Raw genomic sequence first — 16,671 nt, 5'->3', positions numbered from 1 at the left:
GCAGTCGAGATGATCTGAAACAAGTATCTGCCGCAGGGTCGATCAGAGTCACTGTTGACCGATTGCCCGCGAACGCTCTATCGATTGTCCGTCGATTGCGGACGTGTGCCGTTCCCGGTATCGCCAACGGACGATGAATGACCGGAAGGTATTTGTGCGCTATCAAAATGTAATAATACATGACAGGAAAGCAGTTCTCACTGCCAGACGAATACACGCTGTACTGGGGTGACCTACATAAGCACATGACTGGACCGGGAGCGGACGTCACCCGACTCGACGAGGTGGTTACTCACGCCCGCCAACATCTCGATTTCGCCACGGTATTTTGTTATCCGTTCAAGTGGTACCGAAAAGGCAGAGAGGGAGGTGTTCGTGAAGAGACTGTCCAGAACGTCTCTGAGGTCTGCGAGTGGTGGAAGCGAATCCAGGCCACCTCGGCGGACCGTCTCGACCCTGGCGAGTTCGTCACGTTCCCTGCTTACGAGTGGAACGGCAACCGCCGCCGGTGGGGCGACCACCACGTGATCTACCGCGAGGAGGGGCAGCCACTCGACGATGAGTGGGATCTCCCTGACCTGTACGAGCACATGCGTGACCGGGAGGCGTTCGTTGTCCCTCACCACACTGGCTATCTGGTCGGCGAACGAGGTAAGGACTGGGACGTACACGACGCCTTGCTGTCCCCCGTAGCTGAAATTTACTCCGGCCATGGTTCTAGCGAGGGTGTGGGAACACCCATGCCGATGGACGACAACGTCGATATGGGTCCGCGGACGAGCGGCGGGACCTACCAGGATGCTCTCGCTCGCGGCTGCCGTGTCGGGGTGATCGCCTCAAACGACGGCCCAGGACTTCCGGGCACATGGAACAGGGGCCTCACCGGCGTCTGGGCGACGAACCTAACTCGAGACGGTATTTGGGAAGCGATACGCGAACGACGGACCTACGGCGTGACCGGTGATCGGATCGCACTATGGTGGGACATCGACGGGACGCCGATGGGGTCGACACTCGAGGAGCCCGAAAGCCCCTCGGCGCACGTCAGTGTCGACTGCCCACGGTCCCTATATCGCGTCGAACTCGTCCGTGACGGCCACGTCGAGCGAACGTACACCCATCCGACAGCAGAACAGCCGACTGACGATGGGACGTTCCGGACGGCCCTTGAGTTCGGGTGGGGACCGTCCCCGGCGTACGGCGACTTCGAGGACCTGGTCCACGAGTGGTCCGGCACGCTACGGGCCAAGAACGGGACGATTCGGCGCGTCTGGCCCCGCTTCGTGAGCTTCGGACAGTCATACGAGCATCGTGATGGTGACTGTCACTTCGATCTCGTCACGTCACGCGACGGCGAACGCGAGGGATTCCTCCCGGAGGAGGAAGCGAGGTCATACCGACAAGGCCTCATCGTCGAGTACACTGGAGTACCCGACACTGAACTAATCGTCGACCTAGATGGTCATGACGACATCGCAGTGACTCATGAGTCACTCACCGATCGCACGCACCTCTTTCCGTTCGTCGACGAATCCTGGGAGCGGTTCGAGGCCGAATTCGACCTTAAGCGTGAGGACATCGAGAACGAGGACGTCGTCTACCACAACGCTCGCAAGGTGCGTCTCCACCGATCCCGGCCCCGCTCTGCGTGTCGGGCAAGTGTAGTGTTCGAGGATCTCCCAGTAGACGATGGCCCCAGCCACTACTACGTACGGGTCGCTCAGACCAACGGCCAGTGGGCCTGGTCGTCTCCCATCTGGATTGAGATATGAAACAACTCACAGATACCAGAGAAGATACTGTCTGTAGCTCGATTTGCTTCAGAGATATCCTTAAATGGCAGTGACACAGATCGTGTCGTCGTCGGTCAGTGATCCGGTTGACTCAGACGGACCAGCCGATTCGAGTATCTCAAACACCTCGTAGTCCTCATCCACCTATCAGTCTTCGTTATACTCAATGAGGCTTTGAAGGTCAGATATCCGTGAATTCAGCGTTTGGTGTTTCTCGCGGACCCGCTCGACTTCAGACTCGAGATGCTGGTGGTCGCCCATCACCGTCTCGGGCAACGCTATGAGATCGGCTTCGAGCTCACTCCAGTCCTGTTCGAGGGCGATTACACTCTCGGTTTGTGTCCCGGTTTGGCGATATATTGGGGCCCCTACTCGTGTATATAGCACTTCAGACATCAATTTTGCACTAATTCAGCCCTATATATACCAATACCTCTATCACTTCAAATATTTTATATCCTATTCCACCTTTTCGAAATATTTCTTCTGTGAGCTACTATTTCCCCCACCCATACAGTGCCACCAATAGATAGTCTATATCCCCAACACCGACTGATTTAACATAGGAACCATTCATTCTTTCCCCAATTCGTAGATTTAGACATTATGTTGGCAGGAACCATGAGTCGGGATTTCGATAACTCTCTTCGGCAGAACGGTATCGATATCGAATGTTAATGCAGCTCAGAATGAAATGTACGACCGATGAGCGTCAGCTGTGACGCCCCGGCCATGACTAGTGCCGTCAGTTCCAGCAGACGGTGTCCGTACGACAACCAACAGACCCGGGACGAAACACACCCGATCCCAAATGAAACCGAACTGTCTGTCACACTGGTTGGCACCTGTGCCACCATCCAAGAGAATTAGTGAGACAAGCAGAGTGGCAGTGTGACACCCCAGAGCAGTAAGAGACGGGCCGACCGACACTCACCACCGTAAGCACCACCCGTAGAAATCGAGCCACTAGACGACGTCACCGACTGCCGTGATCGAAGCCACACCGTACCGATACCCCGACCAGCGCTCGTCGCTGCCATCAAGACTACCGCCGAGACCAGCGCCAACCGGCGGCTGTCGCACCTGGGCGACACGTCGTCGCCCACTGTCACGATCCACCAGACACCCGGATTCGCTCCCCACCGCTGAGTAGCGACGCGCCATGGTCGACGGCGAGGAGGGCGTCGCCGACGCCGTCGACGGCCTCGCCAACGCGACGCCAGACACCTCGTTGGTCGCCAGTACGATCCGGACACCCCAAGGCTGTCACGACAGTCGGACACCCACCTATTCGGGACGAAGGACACCCCGCCGGCCGAGACGATGCTACCGTCGACGAGGAGAGCGATGCGTCAGTCGCCGGGAGTCCCGCCGGGGGAGTACCACACGGCAGCCTCGCCGGTCACGGACTGACGACACTCTTGGTCGGCCGGTGTCGACGGCGCCACACAGCGGCCGTTCCAGCCAGCCGTCCCGCTGAACAGATAGTGCAGTGACTCCTCGTGAGCTCCCTCGAACGTCGGAAGAACACCCGGATGGACATCAAGAATCTCCTGTGGGAGCACGTCGATTCCCACGCCGCCGAGGAATCGCCGCACTTCGTACGGTCACGCATCACTTCGGCGGCGTCACTCCTGGCACTGTCCCGAACCCTCTCGATGGCCGCTTGCGCTCGTACCACAGCCTCCCCCACGGGCCGAAGACAACGTCGCTGTCGTCGTGTCTGGAGCGCGTGCTCTCGTAGACGAGATTGTGACACACCCGACAGCGGAATCACCACTCGGTTACGCCCCCACCAGCGGGTCGATACAGCTTGCTGACGCAGTCGCCACAGTTGGGACAGCGGAACCACGGCCGACGCCCATCGAAGTGGCACGGCGTCGAGTCGAGAGTCACAGTCACATCCTCGCCAAGGTGCCAGCAGCAACGGGTCGGCGTCCCCCACTCGTCGGTCTCCCGAGAGCACTCAACACGCAACGGTTTCGCCGCCCCACTAGCGAAGTCATCGTCGGGATCGCCGGCGTACTTGCGTACACACCTCCCTCGGCGTCGGGATCGTCGAGGCAGTCGGCGTCGGAGTCGCACCCATCGGCAACATCGGCGATGAGGCCGTCGTACTTGTTCACTGATTCAGCGCCGCCACAAGAATGGAGAGAGTCGCCGTCGTTCACTGCCGTCACAGCGCCGCGAGTGGCACTCGGTCAGTCGGGGTACCCCGTCTGCAAACCCCAGTCCAAGGGGTCGCCAGTCCTGCGAGGTGGCTGCTGATGAGGCCAGTGGGGCCGTCGTCTCGACTGCGCTGCTCACTCGGTGCTACCGCTTCCGAGGAGCCGACATGCCACGGAGGCTAGTTTCACGGAGCGGCTGTCGGATGAGCCGTTCGTGAGAACCTGCGAGCGATCCAGAACGGGGTCCGGAAGACGTATTTGGAGCAGCCGGGCACCCGTAGCCATGGCCAGTGAAAAAGAGAAGATGCTGAACGGGGAATTGTACGACGCCGATGACCCCGAACTCGTGGCCGAACGGGACCATGCGCGTGCTCTGACGAGACACTATAATCAGACAGCACCGGATGGCGATGAGACGCGGCGAGAGCTGCTGGACGACTTGCTCGGATCACTGGGCGAGGAGTGTCACATAGAGCCGCCGTTTCGCTGTGACTACGGCTACAACATCCACGTGGGCGAGCATTTCTACGCGAATTTCGACTGTGTTATCTTGGACGTCTGTCGAGTAGATATTGGCCAGCACTGTCAGCTTGGACCAGGCGTCCACATTTACACGGCGACTCACCCGCTCGATGCGGACGAACGAATCAACGGCCCGGAGTACGGCAAACCCGTCAGGGTCGGCGAGAACGTCTGGATTGGTGGCCAAGCGGTTCTCAACCCCGGTGTAACGGTAGGTGACAACGCCGTTGTTGGGTCTGGTGCCGTTGTGACAGAGGACGTCCCTGCCGACGTCGTCGTTCAGGGGAACCCCGCGACGGTAGTCAAGGAACTCGACACAGACGAGTAGTCCGGTACTGTCCTCTCCACAGACTGTCTCCTGGACGCCGTTTTTGACAGGGATGGGTGTGTTTGAGTACGGTTCCGTTCTCTGCGTGCCTGTCTTGGGTGAACCGAGAACCTTCACGGTCGCGCCATCGCTTCGCCGACGTCGTTGCCGAGGCAGTCGTCTCGATGGACATCGTCTGTCGGCGGTCGGCGTCGTCGAGGCGGGTCGACGGGTTCTCGTCACCCCCCGTTATCGAGATGTATCCATTGTATTGGGTGTCCGAGCTGTCGGCACTCGCTCGGGTGTCCTCGATGTGTCACGCCACGGTCGGGTGTTCCCCCTGCTGTCAAGGCAAGTCCCCCCGGCGCAGGTGAGACACAGAGGGTCGAAGCTATTTCGCTCCGAGTCAGATGAATAACCGCCAGACTGCACGGGTTCGATGTGCTTCGAAGCGGCCTTCGAAGCGGCTTCAAAGCGGGATTTTGAGAAAGGCCGCCGACCCCGCTTCGAAGGTCGCATCGAACCGGGTCAATTGGGGTCGAATCTGGGACCAAGAGAATCAAACCGGATCGCGAACTATATCTAAGGAAACTGATACTCCTTTCCAGCGTCTTGGCGATAGTCTCCCTCGGCGAGCGCGCCAGCATCGGTCAGCTCGTCGATGCGCTTCGAGATCGTGCGTCGGGAAACGTCGAGACACTCCCGGCTGTCGGCGGCCGCCAGGTCGACGGCTTCGGAGATAGTGACAGCCTCGCCGTGGGCGAGGAGGCAGTCGTACAGCGCGCGAGCATCCTCGGAGACATTGAGGTTCTCGGGATCGGGGTGGTTGCCCCCGACAGTTGTCGTCCGGTCGCCACTGAGGGGCGTCAGTTCGCCGTCCGCTCGGCGTGCAAGGTCGGTCGCCAGCTCGTCGGGGTCGAGAACGACGAGGGCCCAGGCGTCGCGGTCGGGCGTCTCGCCGTCGAACAGTCGCTCGGGAAGGACCGGCTTTCTGACTTGTCGCCACTCGTCGGGGTCGGCGACGTCGGCCTCGGTCGCCGGGTAGGCGTTGGCGTCCTCAAATACGGCCTCGGCGTCGCCGAACGTCGCTAGTTCTCGGCCGTCGCTATCGGCGAGAATGTATGTCTCTCGCTCGGGGTCGAACCGCCACACGGTTTCCCGAGCGCCCGCTGGCCGAAGCATACGCTCGCCGTCGACCCACAGGTCTCGGCGGTTATAGAACGTGCGCGTCCCGTCCTCGTCGATATCGCGGACGAACGGTGGGTCAGTCAGCGCTCCTTCGACGCGCCGGGCGTCCTCGGGACGCGCGACTATGACGCACTTCTCGCCACTCTCGTGGGCTTTTGCGAGGTTCTTGATCGTCTGGCCGGGTTTGCCCGATGTCTCACACTCGGCCTCGACAGCGACTGTCTCGCCGCCCGTCAGCACATTGAGGATCGGATGCTGCTCGGCGAAGTTTTCGGCCACCACGCGCGTCTCAGCCAGCGATAGCGCCTCGACGTCGACGTCGCGTATGGGTTCAGGGGTGGCGCGTGCGTCGGGGAGGTCGTCGTCGCCGTCCTGCTGCACGATGTCGACGCACAGTCCGAGACGAGTCAGCGGGACGTAACTATCGCGAAGCAACTGCCGGTGTTCCAGGCCGCCGGCATTCTCGTCGTCTCCCGATGCGAACACCTCAGCCTGTCCGCGGTCGGTTGTTCGAAGGTGCGTCTCTCCGTCGCGATGCTCCCGGTCGAGGCGGTCCTCGGGAACTCTCTCGACGACGTCCCATACCTTCGCTATCCCGTCGCCGCCAGCATCGAGGTAGTCGCGTATCCGAGCCTCGACGTTACTTTTCGGGACGTAGCCACCCGTCTCGACATCGTCAGTGTAAATCGATTCGTCGAACACGGCTTTCAGTACAGCCCGCTCGTGACCCTGAGTATTGACCCGAGCATCGTGACTGTCGCCACCGCTAGCCCCGGCTTCGACATCACCGTTCTCATCCTCACCGTAGAAGTGACTCGCCTGTCGCTGCTGTGCGGGCGTCTCGGCCTCTTCGCCGTACCGCTCGACGCTCTCGTGTTTCAGTTCCTGGAGGGTGTCGTCGGACAACCCGGCGTCGCCGGATACTCGTGGTCTCGTCTCGCCGATCGGTGGGAAGGCATCGACCTTGTAGGAGTGGGTTAGTTCGTCGTCGGCATCGTGGGTTCGCATGTAGAAGCGATACTTCGAGAGGTTCGTCAGATCCGCTTGCTCGACGTCGCGGGAATGCTGGCCAGCAATCAGGCGCGCGTCGTCCCGTCCCCCGGGGTTGAACGAGATGAACGTCTCGCACTGGTTCTCGATGGCCTTCTGCACTCGTTCGGGGAGTTGATTCGAGGGGTTCTGACACGACAGCGTCAGGCAGAACTCGAAGGCCCGCGCTTCTGAGAGGATACTCGCGATATCCGTGCGTTCGGAGACGATACTGTCGAACTCGTCACACACAACGTAGAACGGCGGCGCGTCGGTGTTCTCGCGGGCCGCCACCCACGCCCGGCGAATCAGGGCCGTCGCGAACAGACGTTTCTCCGTCTCCCCCGATGACGGCGCGTTTCGCACGACAACGACCTTCCCCTCGCGTACGACCTCGCGGATGCTGACTGTCGACTCTCGGGCCGCAATCAGATCCCGAATCGCGTCGTTCTGAATCCACTGATCGAGCCGGCCGGCCAGCGGTTCGAGGTCGGCGTCGTCGAAGCCCTCGATCCGTTCGGCCGTTCGTTTGATGAACTGGAGCCGTTCGCGGTCCATCCACTCCGTGAATCGCGAGCGGTTCTCCTCGGCCGTACAGAGGGCCGCGAGGTCGAGCAGCGTACACGTTTTGCCCGACTTCGCCATCCCACGGATGAACGTCCGTACGACCCGATCCATGCGAGCACCCCAATAGTTGTCTTGCCCGCCGGCCAGTGCGATCATACTCGCGAGATCGTCACACAGCGCCTCGACGGTCGAGGCGAACTGCCGACTGTCGGGAGCGGCGTCACTCGGCACTTCGAGGAAGTTGAACCGGACCTGCTTATCGAACTCGTCGGTGAGATCGACGAACACGAAATCCTCGCGATCGCGGTCGTCGGGCCATTCCCGGACGAACTCGTCGGCGTCCTTCCCCTTCGGGTCGAAGATCAGCGCGCCGTGGCCACGCTGCATGACCTGGCTGGCGAAATTGACCAACCACGTCGTCTTTCCCTTCCCCGTTCCGCCGCCGACGAACTGGTGCGTCTCGAGGGTTTCGGGCGTCACGCCAGCTTCGACGCCGTGGCGACTGCCGAACCCGTACCAGTAGGGATCGCCCTCATCACTTTCGTCAAGCATCGCCACCTGTTGGGTGTCGCCGTCGACCCCAGCGACGTCGTGGGCCTGAAAGTCGAAACGCGGCGTCCCCGGTGGAATCCCCTCCCCCGGTCGGGACATCGACCACCGCATTTTGTTCGTAGCAACGTGGTCGGCCTCGGGGACGTTCAGCAGGCCGGCGACTTCTCGTTGGGCCTTGACGATCCCGTGGTCGGTCCACTCCCGGGAAGCGGCTTTCGCGGCGACGTCGCGTAGCTCTCTCCCATCGAGCGGGTCGGGGATGAACGTCTGCTCGGCGTTGTTCTCGTAGAAGTTCCGGAACATTCCGGCGGTGCTGCTGGCTCGCGAGACCGCGACATCGGGGTCGTCAGAGATCGCGAACACCCGGAGGCACAGCCGCCAGCCCTTCTCACCTTGCTGTTCTTCGAGGAGTTTTGCGACCTGTTTCTCGACCTTCGAGGGCGGATATTCGATCGTCTCCCGGGTGAAGAGTCGCCACTGTTTCTCATACGTCGGTTCCCGAAGGTTGAGCGCTAGGGACTTGATACTCGGGTCGCCGCGTACCCGTTCGTCGCTATCGTCGAGGACGCCGTGGCCGTTCCCGACGCCGTCTGTCCAGTCCCGCTTGGCGGGCTTGAACTGGATTTGGACGATCACGTCGGCGTCCGTAGCGTCCTCGGCCTGCTGGCCGACCATTTCCTTGAGGATACTCCCCATTGGGTCGGTGGTGAACCCCGGCAAGTCCACGTTCTTGATGGGGTACAGTGTATAGCGCCGCAGATGCAGTCGCGCCCCGGCGATGTGCCGGCCTTCGACGCCACTCCCGGAGAGTAACTCTGAGGAGGTTCGGGAGAGTTGCGAGTCGGGATACTGCGAGGTTAGCTGTCGTTCCAGTGGGCCGTCCATGCGATCGTCGCCAGCAATGTAGCGAAGCGACAGCACACGGTCGCCGCCATCGTTGGGTCGCGTATAGCGCACCTCGAACGAGTGAGCAGGGCTGATGTTCTCGTCACTCCCTCGAAGAAGTCCCGACGACGTCTCGACAGAGTGGAGTGACTCTAAGACGCTGTCCATCGCCTCGATCCCGCCGTTGTCGCGGTTTGGTCGCACCGAGATCGCCTCACGCTCGCCAGGCGTGGTCAGCGCCTTGGCGAGGTCGGCATCAACACGCGCGGTCTCATAGTCCGACGTCTCCGTGTCGGTCGTCGAGGCGAAGTGGTCGAGGAGCCCCATTACTCTCTCCCCCCATCCTCACCGGTCGCGTCAGCTGGCTGTGAGTGGTCACTCTCACCGCTCAAGTCGCCGCCCGTCCACGCCGTCATATACTCGATAAAGTCCTCTCTTGCCGATCTATGTCCTCCCGAGTCTCTGCGAGAGTAAGTGAGCACTCGATCTTCCAGCGGCGTGGCCTCGACGTAGCACGGAATCCACCCCTCGACGTCTTCGGCATCGATGAGGCACTCGGAGTACCCTCGGGCCTCTTTCCCGCGTACGGCCATGTCCTGCACGAACTCCTGCTGGGAGCTGTTGAGACCGAACTGGTCGAGGACATCAGCGGAAACACGGGGTGTACGGAAGAAATGAATCGTCGAACACTGGGCGCGTATCGTATCCCGAGCGTCGGTCTCGCCCTCCCCCGAGACGAAGTCCTTCGGTGACTGTGAGAGGAACCACAGTGAGGCGTCATACCGAGCGAACTCCCGGGCGGCCTTCTGTAACCAGTCGGCCGTCCGGTCGGCGTCGAGAAGCACGTGTGCCTCGTCGAACATACAGACCACCTCGCCGTCGGTTTGCTTAATTTTCTCTCGCACTTGCGAGAGCATCAACTGGAGGTTCGCCGATTTCTCGGCGTCATCACTGCCACCGACGGCGTGCAGGTCGAGATACGCCATGTCGACGCCGTCGTCGAGAAGTCCCAACTCGTCGGATCCAAGGAGACTCGCGTATTTCCCACCCTCCTGGAACGAGCGGAGTTTCGTCAGCAGTTCGCCGACCTGCTCGAGGTGCGTCTCGCCCTCGTGGCCCTCACCGTCGGCCATCGTGTAGTCCTCGGGATTCGAGGTCATGTCGGTGAGCGTCTCGAGGAGATCTGCGAGGTTCGGATTCCCCGCGTCGAAGGTTTCGGGCTGGCCCGGGTCGATGCCCGCGTTTGTGAGTGTTCGTTCGGCGGCCTGGGCTAGCAGCGGGGCGTATTCGCCGGCGTCGGCGACGTCGTCGGCCTGAAGCAAGCCGACCAAAAAGCCGACCGTCTCTTCGACGGTCATGCGAAACTCGTCGGCGCCCTCGGCGCGATGCACTGGTGAGGGCTCGATACGAAGGGGGTTGACTGACTGATTGCCGTCGACGACGATGTGCTCACCGTCGCAGAGTTGGGTCAACCCGTCGAACCCACGTTGCGTATCACACACGATGAGCGTCCGGTCGTCACGTTCGAGATACCACCGGAGCGCCGCTTTGCTCGCCGAGTAGGTCTTGCCCGACCGCGTCTGCCCGATCGTCAGCATGTGCGGCCCACCACCACGCTCGAACGGCGAGAGACGGAAGTGTGACCCATTCTCCTCGTTGCGCCCCCAGTCCATTCCCGTCTCCTCGCGAAGCGACGTCGCGGCGAACGGGAACATTGACCCGATGACAGCGCCGGGAACGAGGCGGTCCTTTGCTGCTGCCGTCTCGGCGTCCCACCGGTCACCCATCAGTGGTGAGGCGGCAAGGAAGGCACACTCTTGGGCGGCGCCGGGAGCAACGGGCGTCGTGTTCGCCGGCGCACCCGTCAGCGTATCGCGTACCGTCTCCCGGGCCGTCTGGAGAGCCCGCCGTTTCGCCCCCTCGATGTCCTCGAACGTCGCCAGTTCGTCAGTGGCGGCGTCGAGGGCGTCCCGATCGTCGGCCCGGACCACGACATAGGTCGAGAGTCGCCACGGTTGGGAGGGGGTCTGCCGAAACAATTCACGCATCTTCCGCGTGGCATCGCCGGCGGTCTCGGTGTCCATGGCCGTGACATCCCGTTCTTCAGCGCGTTCTTCGCCCTCGGAGCCAATATCGGCCGCCTTCGCCCCGGCCTCGTACACGCCGTCATCAAGCGGAACGGTGTCGGCATTCACCGTCACATCGACGTTGACGCCGCGAAGCGTGCAGAGGTCTTTCAACCACAAACTCGCTGTCTCGGTTGGGTACTCGGCTAGCCAAAGGGCCGTCGCGTACTGGTCGCCGACCTGTACCCACCCGTTGCGAGGGTCCCACGTCTCGGGTTCGAGGACACGGGTAAGACGATCGGCGAGGTCATCGTCATGGTCGGTGTCGAGAAGATCCTCAACGAGGTCTTCGGGGAGATCGTCGTCGCGCCCCCAATATCCCCGCGCCACGGTCAACGACTCACGAGGCGTCGGGGCGCGCGCCTCCACGCCTGTGACACTCCCGATAGCCGCCCGCACCGTCTCAACGCGGTCGGCGAGCGTCGCCTCAACTGCACTACTGGAGACTGCGTCGGCATCAGCCAGCGGGTTCAGCATATCGATGAACGACGGCTCCTCAACGCCCGTCACCGCACTCGCGTCGGCCTCGACGACAACGTAATGCCGCCACTCCCGAGCCTCCCAGTTCGGGGCGTCGGCCTCAATCAGCCAGTCGGCAACGTCGAGGAGGACCGACTGTTGCAGGGCGTCCGTCTCCGGGTCAAGAGCACGCCGTTCGTAGCGCTCGGCGACGTCGTCGACGTCGGATTCGCGGGTCGTCGAATAGAACCGAAACGGCATGTCGGTCAGCTGTTCGTCGATCGCCGACGACAGCGACGCCGCGAGGCTGTGCCGTTGATCGGCGTTGAGGAGTGCCGAGTTCCGGGGTTCGACTGGGATCGGCACGACGAATCGGCCATCGTCCATCACGAGGAATCCACGTTCGGTGACGCCACAGACGCCCGTTACGTCGGCGAGGATGTCATCGGGACTGTCGAGATACTGCCGCCGAAGGTGTGATGCCCACGCCGACACACGGTCGCGCGGCGACGTATAGGCCCGATCAGACACTCGGAGGTACGTGCCGGTGAGGCCGAACCCGAGGCCACCAGCGAGGCCGCCGACAGCGAGCGCTGTCGACGACGTCGCCATACCGACGCCACTCCCGAGAAGCGAGGCCACCGCTGGTGCGTAGGCCTTCATGTCGCTCCAGGTGTAGCCACCGAGTAGTGCCGGGTCAGTGTCCACGCGCGGCGGGACTACCTGACCGGGGTCTTTGCGTGTCTGGTCTGTCGTCTGAGAGGTGTTACTCATTGGCTTCTGAAAGTGAGGAGGTCAGTATCGCCCATCGAGGCCCTCGATACGTCGCTTTCTGGTTGTCGTGTTCGCAGTACTATTCGACGAGGCGTCGCTGTTATTCGCCGATGTCGAGGATGTTTGTCGGGCGCCAGGTTCCGGCGAGGGCGTGTAGTCGTCGGGGACTGACCGGGCAGCGCTGGCCTCCCCGCCGGTGCTGCCGCTTGACCACGTCGGAGACGGTATCGACGAAGGCGCGGCCGTCGCCGCTCGGGACCGAGCCGACGAGGCGTAGTCACTGGCTGTCCCGGCCGCGCTACCGGCCCGGTCCCTCGCGACCGAAGCCGAGGACTCAGCGACTTTCACACCCGGCGTCCCGAGGACGGTCATCACTTCGGGAACGAAGTTGCGGCCGATGACGACGGGGACGCCGACGAAGGCGACACCGAGACCGACTGCCGACCCCAGCAGCGAGAGGACGAGGTCACCAGCGCCGCCGGCCAGCGACCACTCGCTGTGAAAGACGAAAAAGACGATACAGGCCTGGACGACCTTCGCACCAGCGACGCCGACGTACATCGAGAGGCCGATTCCCGAAGCCGCGTTCGCAAACCCCGTGTCCGAGGGGCGAAGCGCCCACCAGATGGGCCACCCAGCGACAGCCGCGACGAGGATGACGTGTTCGACGAACACGATCAGGACTGCTGTCGCGACGAGACCGGACTGGGTAGTCAGCAATAGGCCGCCGACGAGTATCCCCAGCCCGAGTTTGCCGATTCCGTCGGGCGAGGCCAGCAGCGCCGATGCGTCCGGCGCAATAGCCATCGCAATCGAGTCGGCGAGGTGCAAGCCGCCGATCGCGACCGGCCACCCCGCGAGAATTAGTGCGACGCACTTCCCGATTTCGCCGAGTTTCGCTGTCGTCTCTCGCGAGGAAAGACTCCCCTGTGCACGCATTGCTTGGAAGGTGAGGAGTGCAAGCGCCAGCGGAACGAGCGTCCAATACAACGCCCACGCGCCTGACCACAGGCCAGCCTCCGGTGGCCCCCATGTTGAGACGTCGCCGGCACGTCCCGGAAGGTGGATCCCGAACACGAACCCATTGAACGCTTCCAGAAGTTTCGTCACGCCGTCGACGAACGACTCAACCGCCCACTCGACCACCGATTTCACCGTCTCTATCGGTGATGGCAACAGATCGTTACCCGCATTTCCTGCTGCCGCGGTCCCATTCGTCGCGTTCGTTGAGGGGGGCGTGGGCGTGTCTCCGGGCGATGGTGCAGAAGACGTGTCGGGCACGGGCAGTCTCTGTCAGACCGGGAGTGCGGCGATGCCCGCCATTATGACGCTCCACTGACTCGGCGACATACAGGAGACCGTCGAGATGCCGAGCACCTCGAACACGCCCGCGGCGACGGCCGGGATGAACGCCGCCGAGAAGGTCTTGGCCGAGCCGGCCATCGCCTCCTTCCCTTCGCGAGCCGACTGTTGTTTCGTCGACCCCATTTTGTCCATCGCCGTCATGGCCTTCGCGACGCCTTTCAACACGAAGTACAGCGATCCGGCGATGAATCCGAATCCGACGAGTTGTCCGACGCCGGAGCCACACATGGCGCTTCCCACTTCACTCACGCTCTGGGCGGCGGCAACGCCCGACGTCGTCGCGGCCGTCCCCAGCAGGATCGCGACCGAGCGTACCTGCTGGAAGGACAGCTGATTGAGGATCGTACGTTCGACCGCGTCGAGACGGTCGACTACCGCTGCTGCCGTGTCCCCGAGCCTCTCGGGGAGTGATAGCTCGAACATGGTGCGAGAGAGGGGGCGTACGTCATCGGTGTTCTAGCACCTCCTACGCCTATTCTAGGCAACACTCCCACTAGCAATAAATGTTTGGTCCTAATAAGACCTAATCGGTCCAAACAACTATGACTGTTCGGGGGAAATAGCGACCCACAAATGGCGGAGGATCACGACGGGACGCGACCGCACTATTACATCGAATACGCGCTGCATGGCGCAATCAAAGACGTCGCTGGTCGGCGAGATATCGAAGTATACGAGGCATACGAACTCGCTGCTCGCCTCCTCATCGCCCTCGATGACAGTACCGGGTACAATCCACGTCCAGTTGACGACGACCTTGCCGCCGTGTTCGACGATCTCCTTGAGGAACAAGCACACGGGGGCGAAGGCTGAATGTCCGTCGCCGACGTCGTTGAGGTCGCAACCCGAAGGATCGTGGGATTTCTGGTCTATCTGGGTATTGCCCTCATCGCGATCTCTATCCCGCTCTTGGCGTTTGAGTCCCCGGTCAGCCAGGCCGCTGGGTTGTTGGTCGCAATATATTTCGCGCGATGGGTTGGTCGCCGTCTCGTCGGTTTCAATTGACCGAACCGTACCCTTTTCAGTCGCGCTGTCTCACCTAGCGGTGGTCCGCGTTGCCTACTTGCGAGAGAGGGGGCGCAGACCACCTCGCCCCGTGTTCTAGCGCGGGGCGTCCTTTCACTCTCGATGCTGACCAGCACGACAGTCAGTCCCAGTCAGCGTTAGCGCGGGGAGACATCGTCGAGGAGGATACTGCGTCGTTACGGACGCAATCGAGGGCTTGTCGACCACCTGCCCACAGTGTGATTCGGAGCGGTTCGATCGCCTCGGTGTCGGATTCGGCGAATGCTGAGTGTCAAGAACACTAAGCCGGAGTGTTGCTAACCAACAACTCTCCTTCTGAATGTGGTCTGTTGGTTAGCCAGCTGTCTCCATCGATTTTGTGCCTCCCTCGGAGAGTGGAGGCATCTCCAGTGAGCAATCATCAAGACGTCAGCTTCGAGCAGTACGCGTTCGACGACGGCGACCGCGTTCGTGTCGACTGGTCTGAGGGCGTGGGTCCACTCGACGAGGTCGTCGGCACGGTGACCGGGATTTCGCTAAGCGCCGGCGACGTGATCGTCGCCGTTGAGGCCGACGCCGACCAGTATCCCGACGGATCGATCTATGGCGGCACTCACGACTGTGCGCCCGAGTGGGTCACGTCACTTTGAGTTGCGCTAGTTCGAGTGGACCCCATCCGTGGTTTCTGTGTTCCTGTGCGAGAAAATCTCTGCTAATGTACGTCTCGAAAGCCGATGTCTCTCTGTGATGGTCTGCAAACTTCCGATCCGTGCTCGTTAGATCTCGTTCACCCGCTGAAGGAGACAGTGACAGCAGAGATGGCCTTTCCAGCTCTCGGATAGCTGTCTGCGTCCAAGTGATTAGGCCATGGCAGCGTCGGATTCGGGACGGATGTAGAGTGTGCTCCCACACTCAATCGAGATACTGCAGCCACTGTATCTGAACGAGATGGTACCATCAGTGGTTGAGTTCGCGACCGCCTCAAGCGCCTCTGGATCGATGACAGCCCGAAGCGAATCGAGGGTGATCGGGTCTTTACCGACGACGGCCGCCACCGAACAAATAATCACCGTACTCAGTGGCTCGTCCGCATAGCGTCCCAGATTGACTGCGTACCGTCCATCAGCACGTTCTTTAAGTTCGATTCCAGCGTTCTGGTCTCGTACTGCGCCCTGTGCGCTCATTTTCGTTACAGTCGCCCGTATCACTGTCTGTCTTATAAGGCCACGCACACGTAGCTGGTAACTAACCAGAACCCACCACTGTGGGTAGTAACAAAGTGACTAACAAACAGTGCGACGTCTGTTTGATGTAGTCGATGGAAGACCAGACCCCTCCCATCGATCTCTCGCTCGAAATACAGGAATCCGAGGATATTGCCGAGGTGTTCATCGGGTACACAACAACGGACGGAGAAGACAATATTCTCGCCTCAGCAACACTGCCTGCCAGAGTAAATCTCCAGAGCAGCAGACTCCAGCCAGAATAGCTGGTGACACGAACTACCGCTGGGTTGCTTTCGACGTAGGTGGTGCCGATCCACACCGGCTTTCCGGTGAACGATGACATGGGCTGGCGGTCGGGCTTCACAACTCGATGAACGGCGTGCAGTTGGCGTGGGACTGACGAACCAAGCTCCGGAGAGGCTCGGCTGGTGTATCGCAGGCAGCGGTGTCAGCCGCCGCTGGGCGGCTGTGTTTCCCATACCGTAGCCGGGGGGTTCGATCGTCGGGTCGACAGAGATCCATCCGGCAGAAAAGTAGCGGGTACAGGTAGTCGTCAAAGAGGCACTACAACGAGGTAGAGTACTGAGATTACGACTAGACACTCATAGAGTGGGTTCGTTTGGAGCAGAAGTAGGCGCAGTGTTGCAGGGAGAATTGGCGTCACTAACAACGGTACATCTGAAATGACACCTGATTATGAAAGCT

General features: G+C 61.4%; 13 protein-coding genes. 6 read left to right on the top strand and 7 right to left on the bottom strand.

From position 1 onward, the window contains the following. Positions 1 to 179 precede the first annotated feature (179 nt). Entirely contained in the window at positions 180 to 1,772 is a 1,593-nt protein-coding gene (locus tag Hhyl6_RS21250) for a DUF3604 domain-containing protein (protein ID WP_483741248.1), read from the top strand. Positions 1,773 to 1,940: 168 nt separating this feature from the next. On the opposite strand, the gene Hhyl6_RS21245 is transcribed toward Hhyl6_RS21250, so the two are convergent. Together Hhyl6_RS21245 and Hhyl6_RS21240 are read right to left on the bottom strand one after the other, a co-directional pair. Further along, on the bottom strand, positions 1,941 to 2,189 hold the full coding sequence (locus Hhyl6_RS21245) for a hypothetical protein (protein WP_483741247.1): 249 nt from the start codon (positions 2,187 to 2,189) through the stop codon (positions 1,941 to 1,943). A 956-nt stretch (positions 2,190 to 3,145) separates the two neighbouring features. Further along, positions 3,146 to 3,391, bottom strand: coding sequence for a hypothetical protein (locus Hhyl6_RS21240; protein ID WP_483741246.1), 246 nt, complete (start codon positions 3,389 to 3,391; stop codon positions 3,146 to 3,148). 853 nt (positions 3,392 to 4,244) lie between these two features. On the opposite strand from Hhyl6_RS21240, the gene Hhyl6_RS21235 reads away from it, so the two are divergent. Next, on the top strand, positions 4,245 to 4,811 hold the full coding sequence (locus Hhyl6_RS21235; RefSeq protein ID WP_483741245.1) for a sugar O-acetyltransferase: 567 nt from the start codon (positions 4,245 to 4,247) through the stop codon (positions 4,809 to 4,811). Positions 4,812 to 5,372: 561 nt separating this feature from the next. Here the strand turns inward: Hhyl6_RS21235 and Hhyl6_RS21230 are convergent. The 4 genes from Hhyl6_RS21230 to Hhyl6_RS21215 all read right to left on the bottom strand — a co-directional run bounded on the left by Hhyl6_RS21230 (position 5,373) and on the right by Hhyl6_RS21215 (position 14,158). Then, positions 5,373 to 9,338 (bottom strand): DUF8128 domain-containing protein, encoded by a 3,966-nt coding sequence (locus Hhyl6_RS21230; protein ID WP_483741244.1) that lies wholly within the window; start codon positions 9,336 to 9,338, stop codon positions 5,373 to 5,375. Next, positions 9,338 to 12,304 carry a VirB4 family type IV secretion system protein gene (locus Hhyl6_RS21225; protein ID WP_483741243.1) on the bottom strand — a complete coding sequence of 989 codons (2,967 nt, stop codon included), beginning with the start codon at positions 12,302 to 12,304 and terminating at the stop codon, positions 9,338 to 9,340. Before Hhyl6_RS21225 ends, Hhyl6_RS21230 begins: the two co-directional genes overlap by 1 nt. Before the next feature lie 87 nt (positions 12,305 to 12,391). Further along, the gene (locus Hhyl6_RS21220) at positions 12,392 to 13,546 is read right to left on the bottom strand and encodes a TrbL/VirB6 family protein (RefSeq protein ID WP_483741242.1); all 1,155 of its coding nucleotides are present in this window, start codon (positions 13,544 to 13,546) and stop codon (positions 12,392 to 12,394) included. A 117-nt stretch (positions 13,547 to 13,663) separates the two neighbouring features. Beyond that, on the bottom strand, positions 13,664 to 14,158 hold the full coding sequence (locus Hhyl6_RS21215) for a hypothetical protein (RefSeq protein WP_483741241.1): 495 nt from the start codon (positions 14,156 to 14,158) through the stop codon (positions 13,664 to 13,666). 150 nt (positions 14,159 to 14,308) lie between these two features. Here Hhyl6_RS21215 and Hhyl6_RS21210 point away from each other — a divergent pair, with 150 nt between their 5' ends. The 3 genes from Hhyl6_RS21210 to Hhyl6_RS21200 all read left to right on the top strand — a co-directional run bounded on the left by Hhyl6_RS21210 (position 14,309) and on the right by Hhyl6_RS21200 (position 15,390). Then, positions 14,309 to 14,548, top strand: a complete 240-nt coding sequence (locus Hhyl6_RS21210) for a hypothetical protein (RefSeq protein WP_483741240.1) — start codon at positions 14,309 to 14,311, stop codon at positions 14,546 to 14,548. After that, complete coding sequence (locus tag Hhyl6_RS21205) at positions 14,549 to 14,740, top strand: hypothetical protein (RefSeq protein ID WP_483741239.1); 192 nt, start codon at positions 14,549 to 14,551, stop codon at positions 14,738 to 14,740. A gap of 395 nt (positions 14,741 to 15,135) precedes the next feature. After that, a complete protein-coding gene (locus tag Hhyl6_RS21200) occupies positions 15,136 to 15,390 on the top strand; it encodes a hypothetical protein (RefSeq protein WP_483741238.1) in 255 nt (84 codons plus the stop codon). A 210-nt stretch (positions 15,391 to 15,600) separates the two neighbouring features. Here the strand turns inward: Hhyl6_RS21200 and Hhyl6_RS21195 are convergent, their stop codons facing one another. Further along, positions 15,601 to 15,924 (bottom strand): HalOD1 output domain-containing protein, encoded by a 324-nt coding sequence (locus tag Hhyl6_RS21195; RefSeq protein ID WP_483741237.1) that lies wholly within the window; start codon positions 15,922 to 15,924, stop codon positions 15,601 to 15,603. Between the two features lie 134 nt (positions 15,925 to 16,058). Here Hhyl6_RS21195 and Hhyl6_RS21190 point away from each other — a divergent pair, with 134 nt between their 5' ends. Beyond that, the gene (locus Hhyl6_RS21190) at positions 16,059 to 16,229 is read left to right on the top strand and encodes a hypothetical protein (protein WP_483741236.1); all 171 of its coding nucleotides are present in this window, start codon (positions 16,059 to 16,061) and stop codon (positions 16,227 to 16,229) included. Positions 16,230 to 16,671 lie beyond the last annotated feature (442 nt).

The sequence above is a fragment of the Haloarcula sp. H-hyl6 genome (genome assembly GCF_056934455.1).
The sequence above is the reverse complement of the archived record's forward strand: the minus strand, read 5'-3'. Positions and strand labels throughout refer to the sequence as shown.

Bases quoted from the DNA above. Each gene is read 5' to 3' on its own strand.
- Hhyl6_RS21250 (WP_483741248.1), top strand. From the start codon at position 180: ATGACAGGAAAGCAGTTCTCACTGCCAGACGAATACACGCTGTACTGG.
- Hhyl6_RS21245 (WP_483741247.1), bottom strand. From the start codon at position 2,189: ATGTCTGAAGTGCTATATACACGAGTAGGGGCCCCAATATATCGCCAA.
- Hhyl6_RS21235 (WP_483741245.1), top strand. From the start codon at position 4,245: ATGGCCAGTGAAAAAGAGAAGATGCTGAACGGGGAATTGTACGACGCC.
- Hhyl6_RS21230 (WP_483741244.1), bottom strand. From the start codon at position 9,338: ATGGGGCTCCTCGACCACTTCGCCTCGACGACCGACACGGAGACGTCG.
- Hhyl6_RS21215 (WP_483741241.1), bottom strand. From the start codon at position 14,158: ATGTTCGAGCTATCACTCCCCGAGAGGCTCGGGGACACGGCAGCAGCG.
- Hhyl6_RS21210 (WP_483741240.1), top strand. From the start codon at position 14,309: ATGGCGGAGGATCACGACGGGACGCGACCGCACTATTACATCGAATAC.
- Hhyl6_RS21205 (WP_483741239.1), top strand. From the start codon at position 14,549: ATGTCCGTCGCCGACGTCGTTGAGGTCGCAACCCGAAGGATCGTGGGA.
- Hhyl6_RS21195 (WP_483741237.1), bottom strand. From the start codon at position 15,924: ATGAGCGCACAGGGCGCAGTACGAGACCAGAACGCTGGAATCGAACTT.
- Hhyl6_RS21190 (WP_483741236.1), top strand. From the start codon at position 16,059: ATGGAAGACCAGACCCCTCCCATCGATCTCTCGCTCGAAATACAGGAA.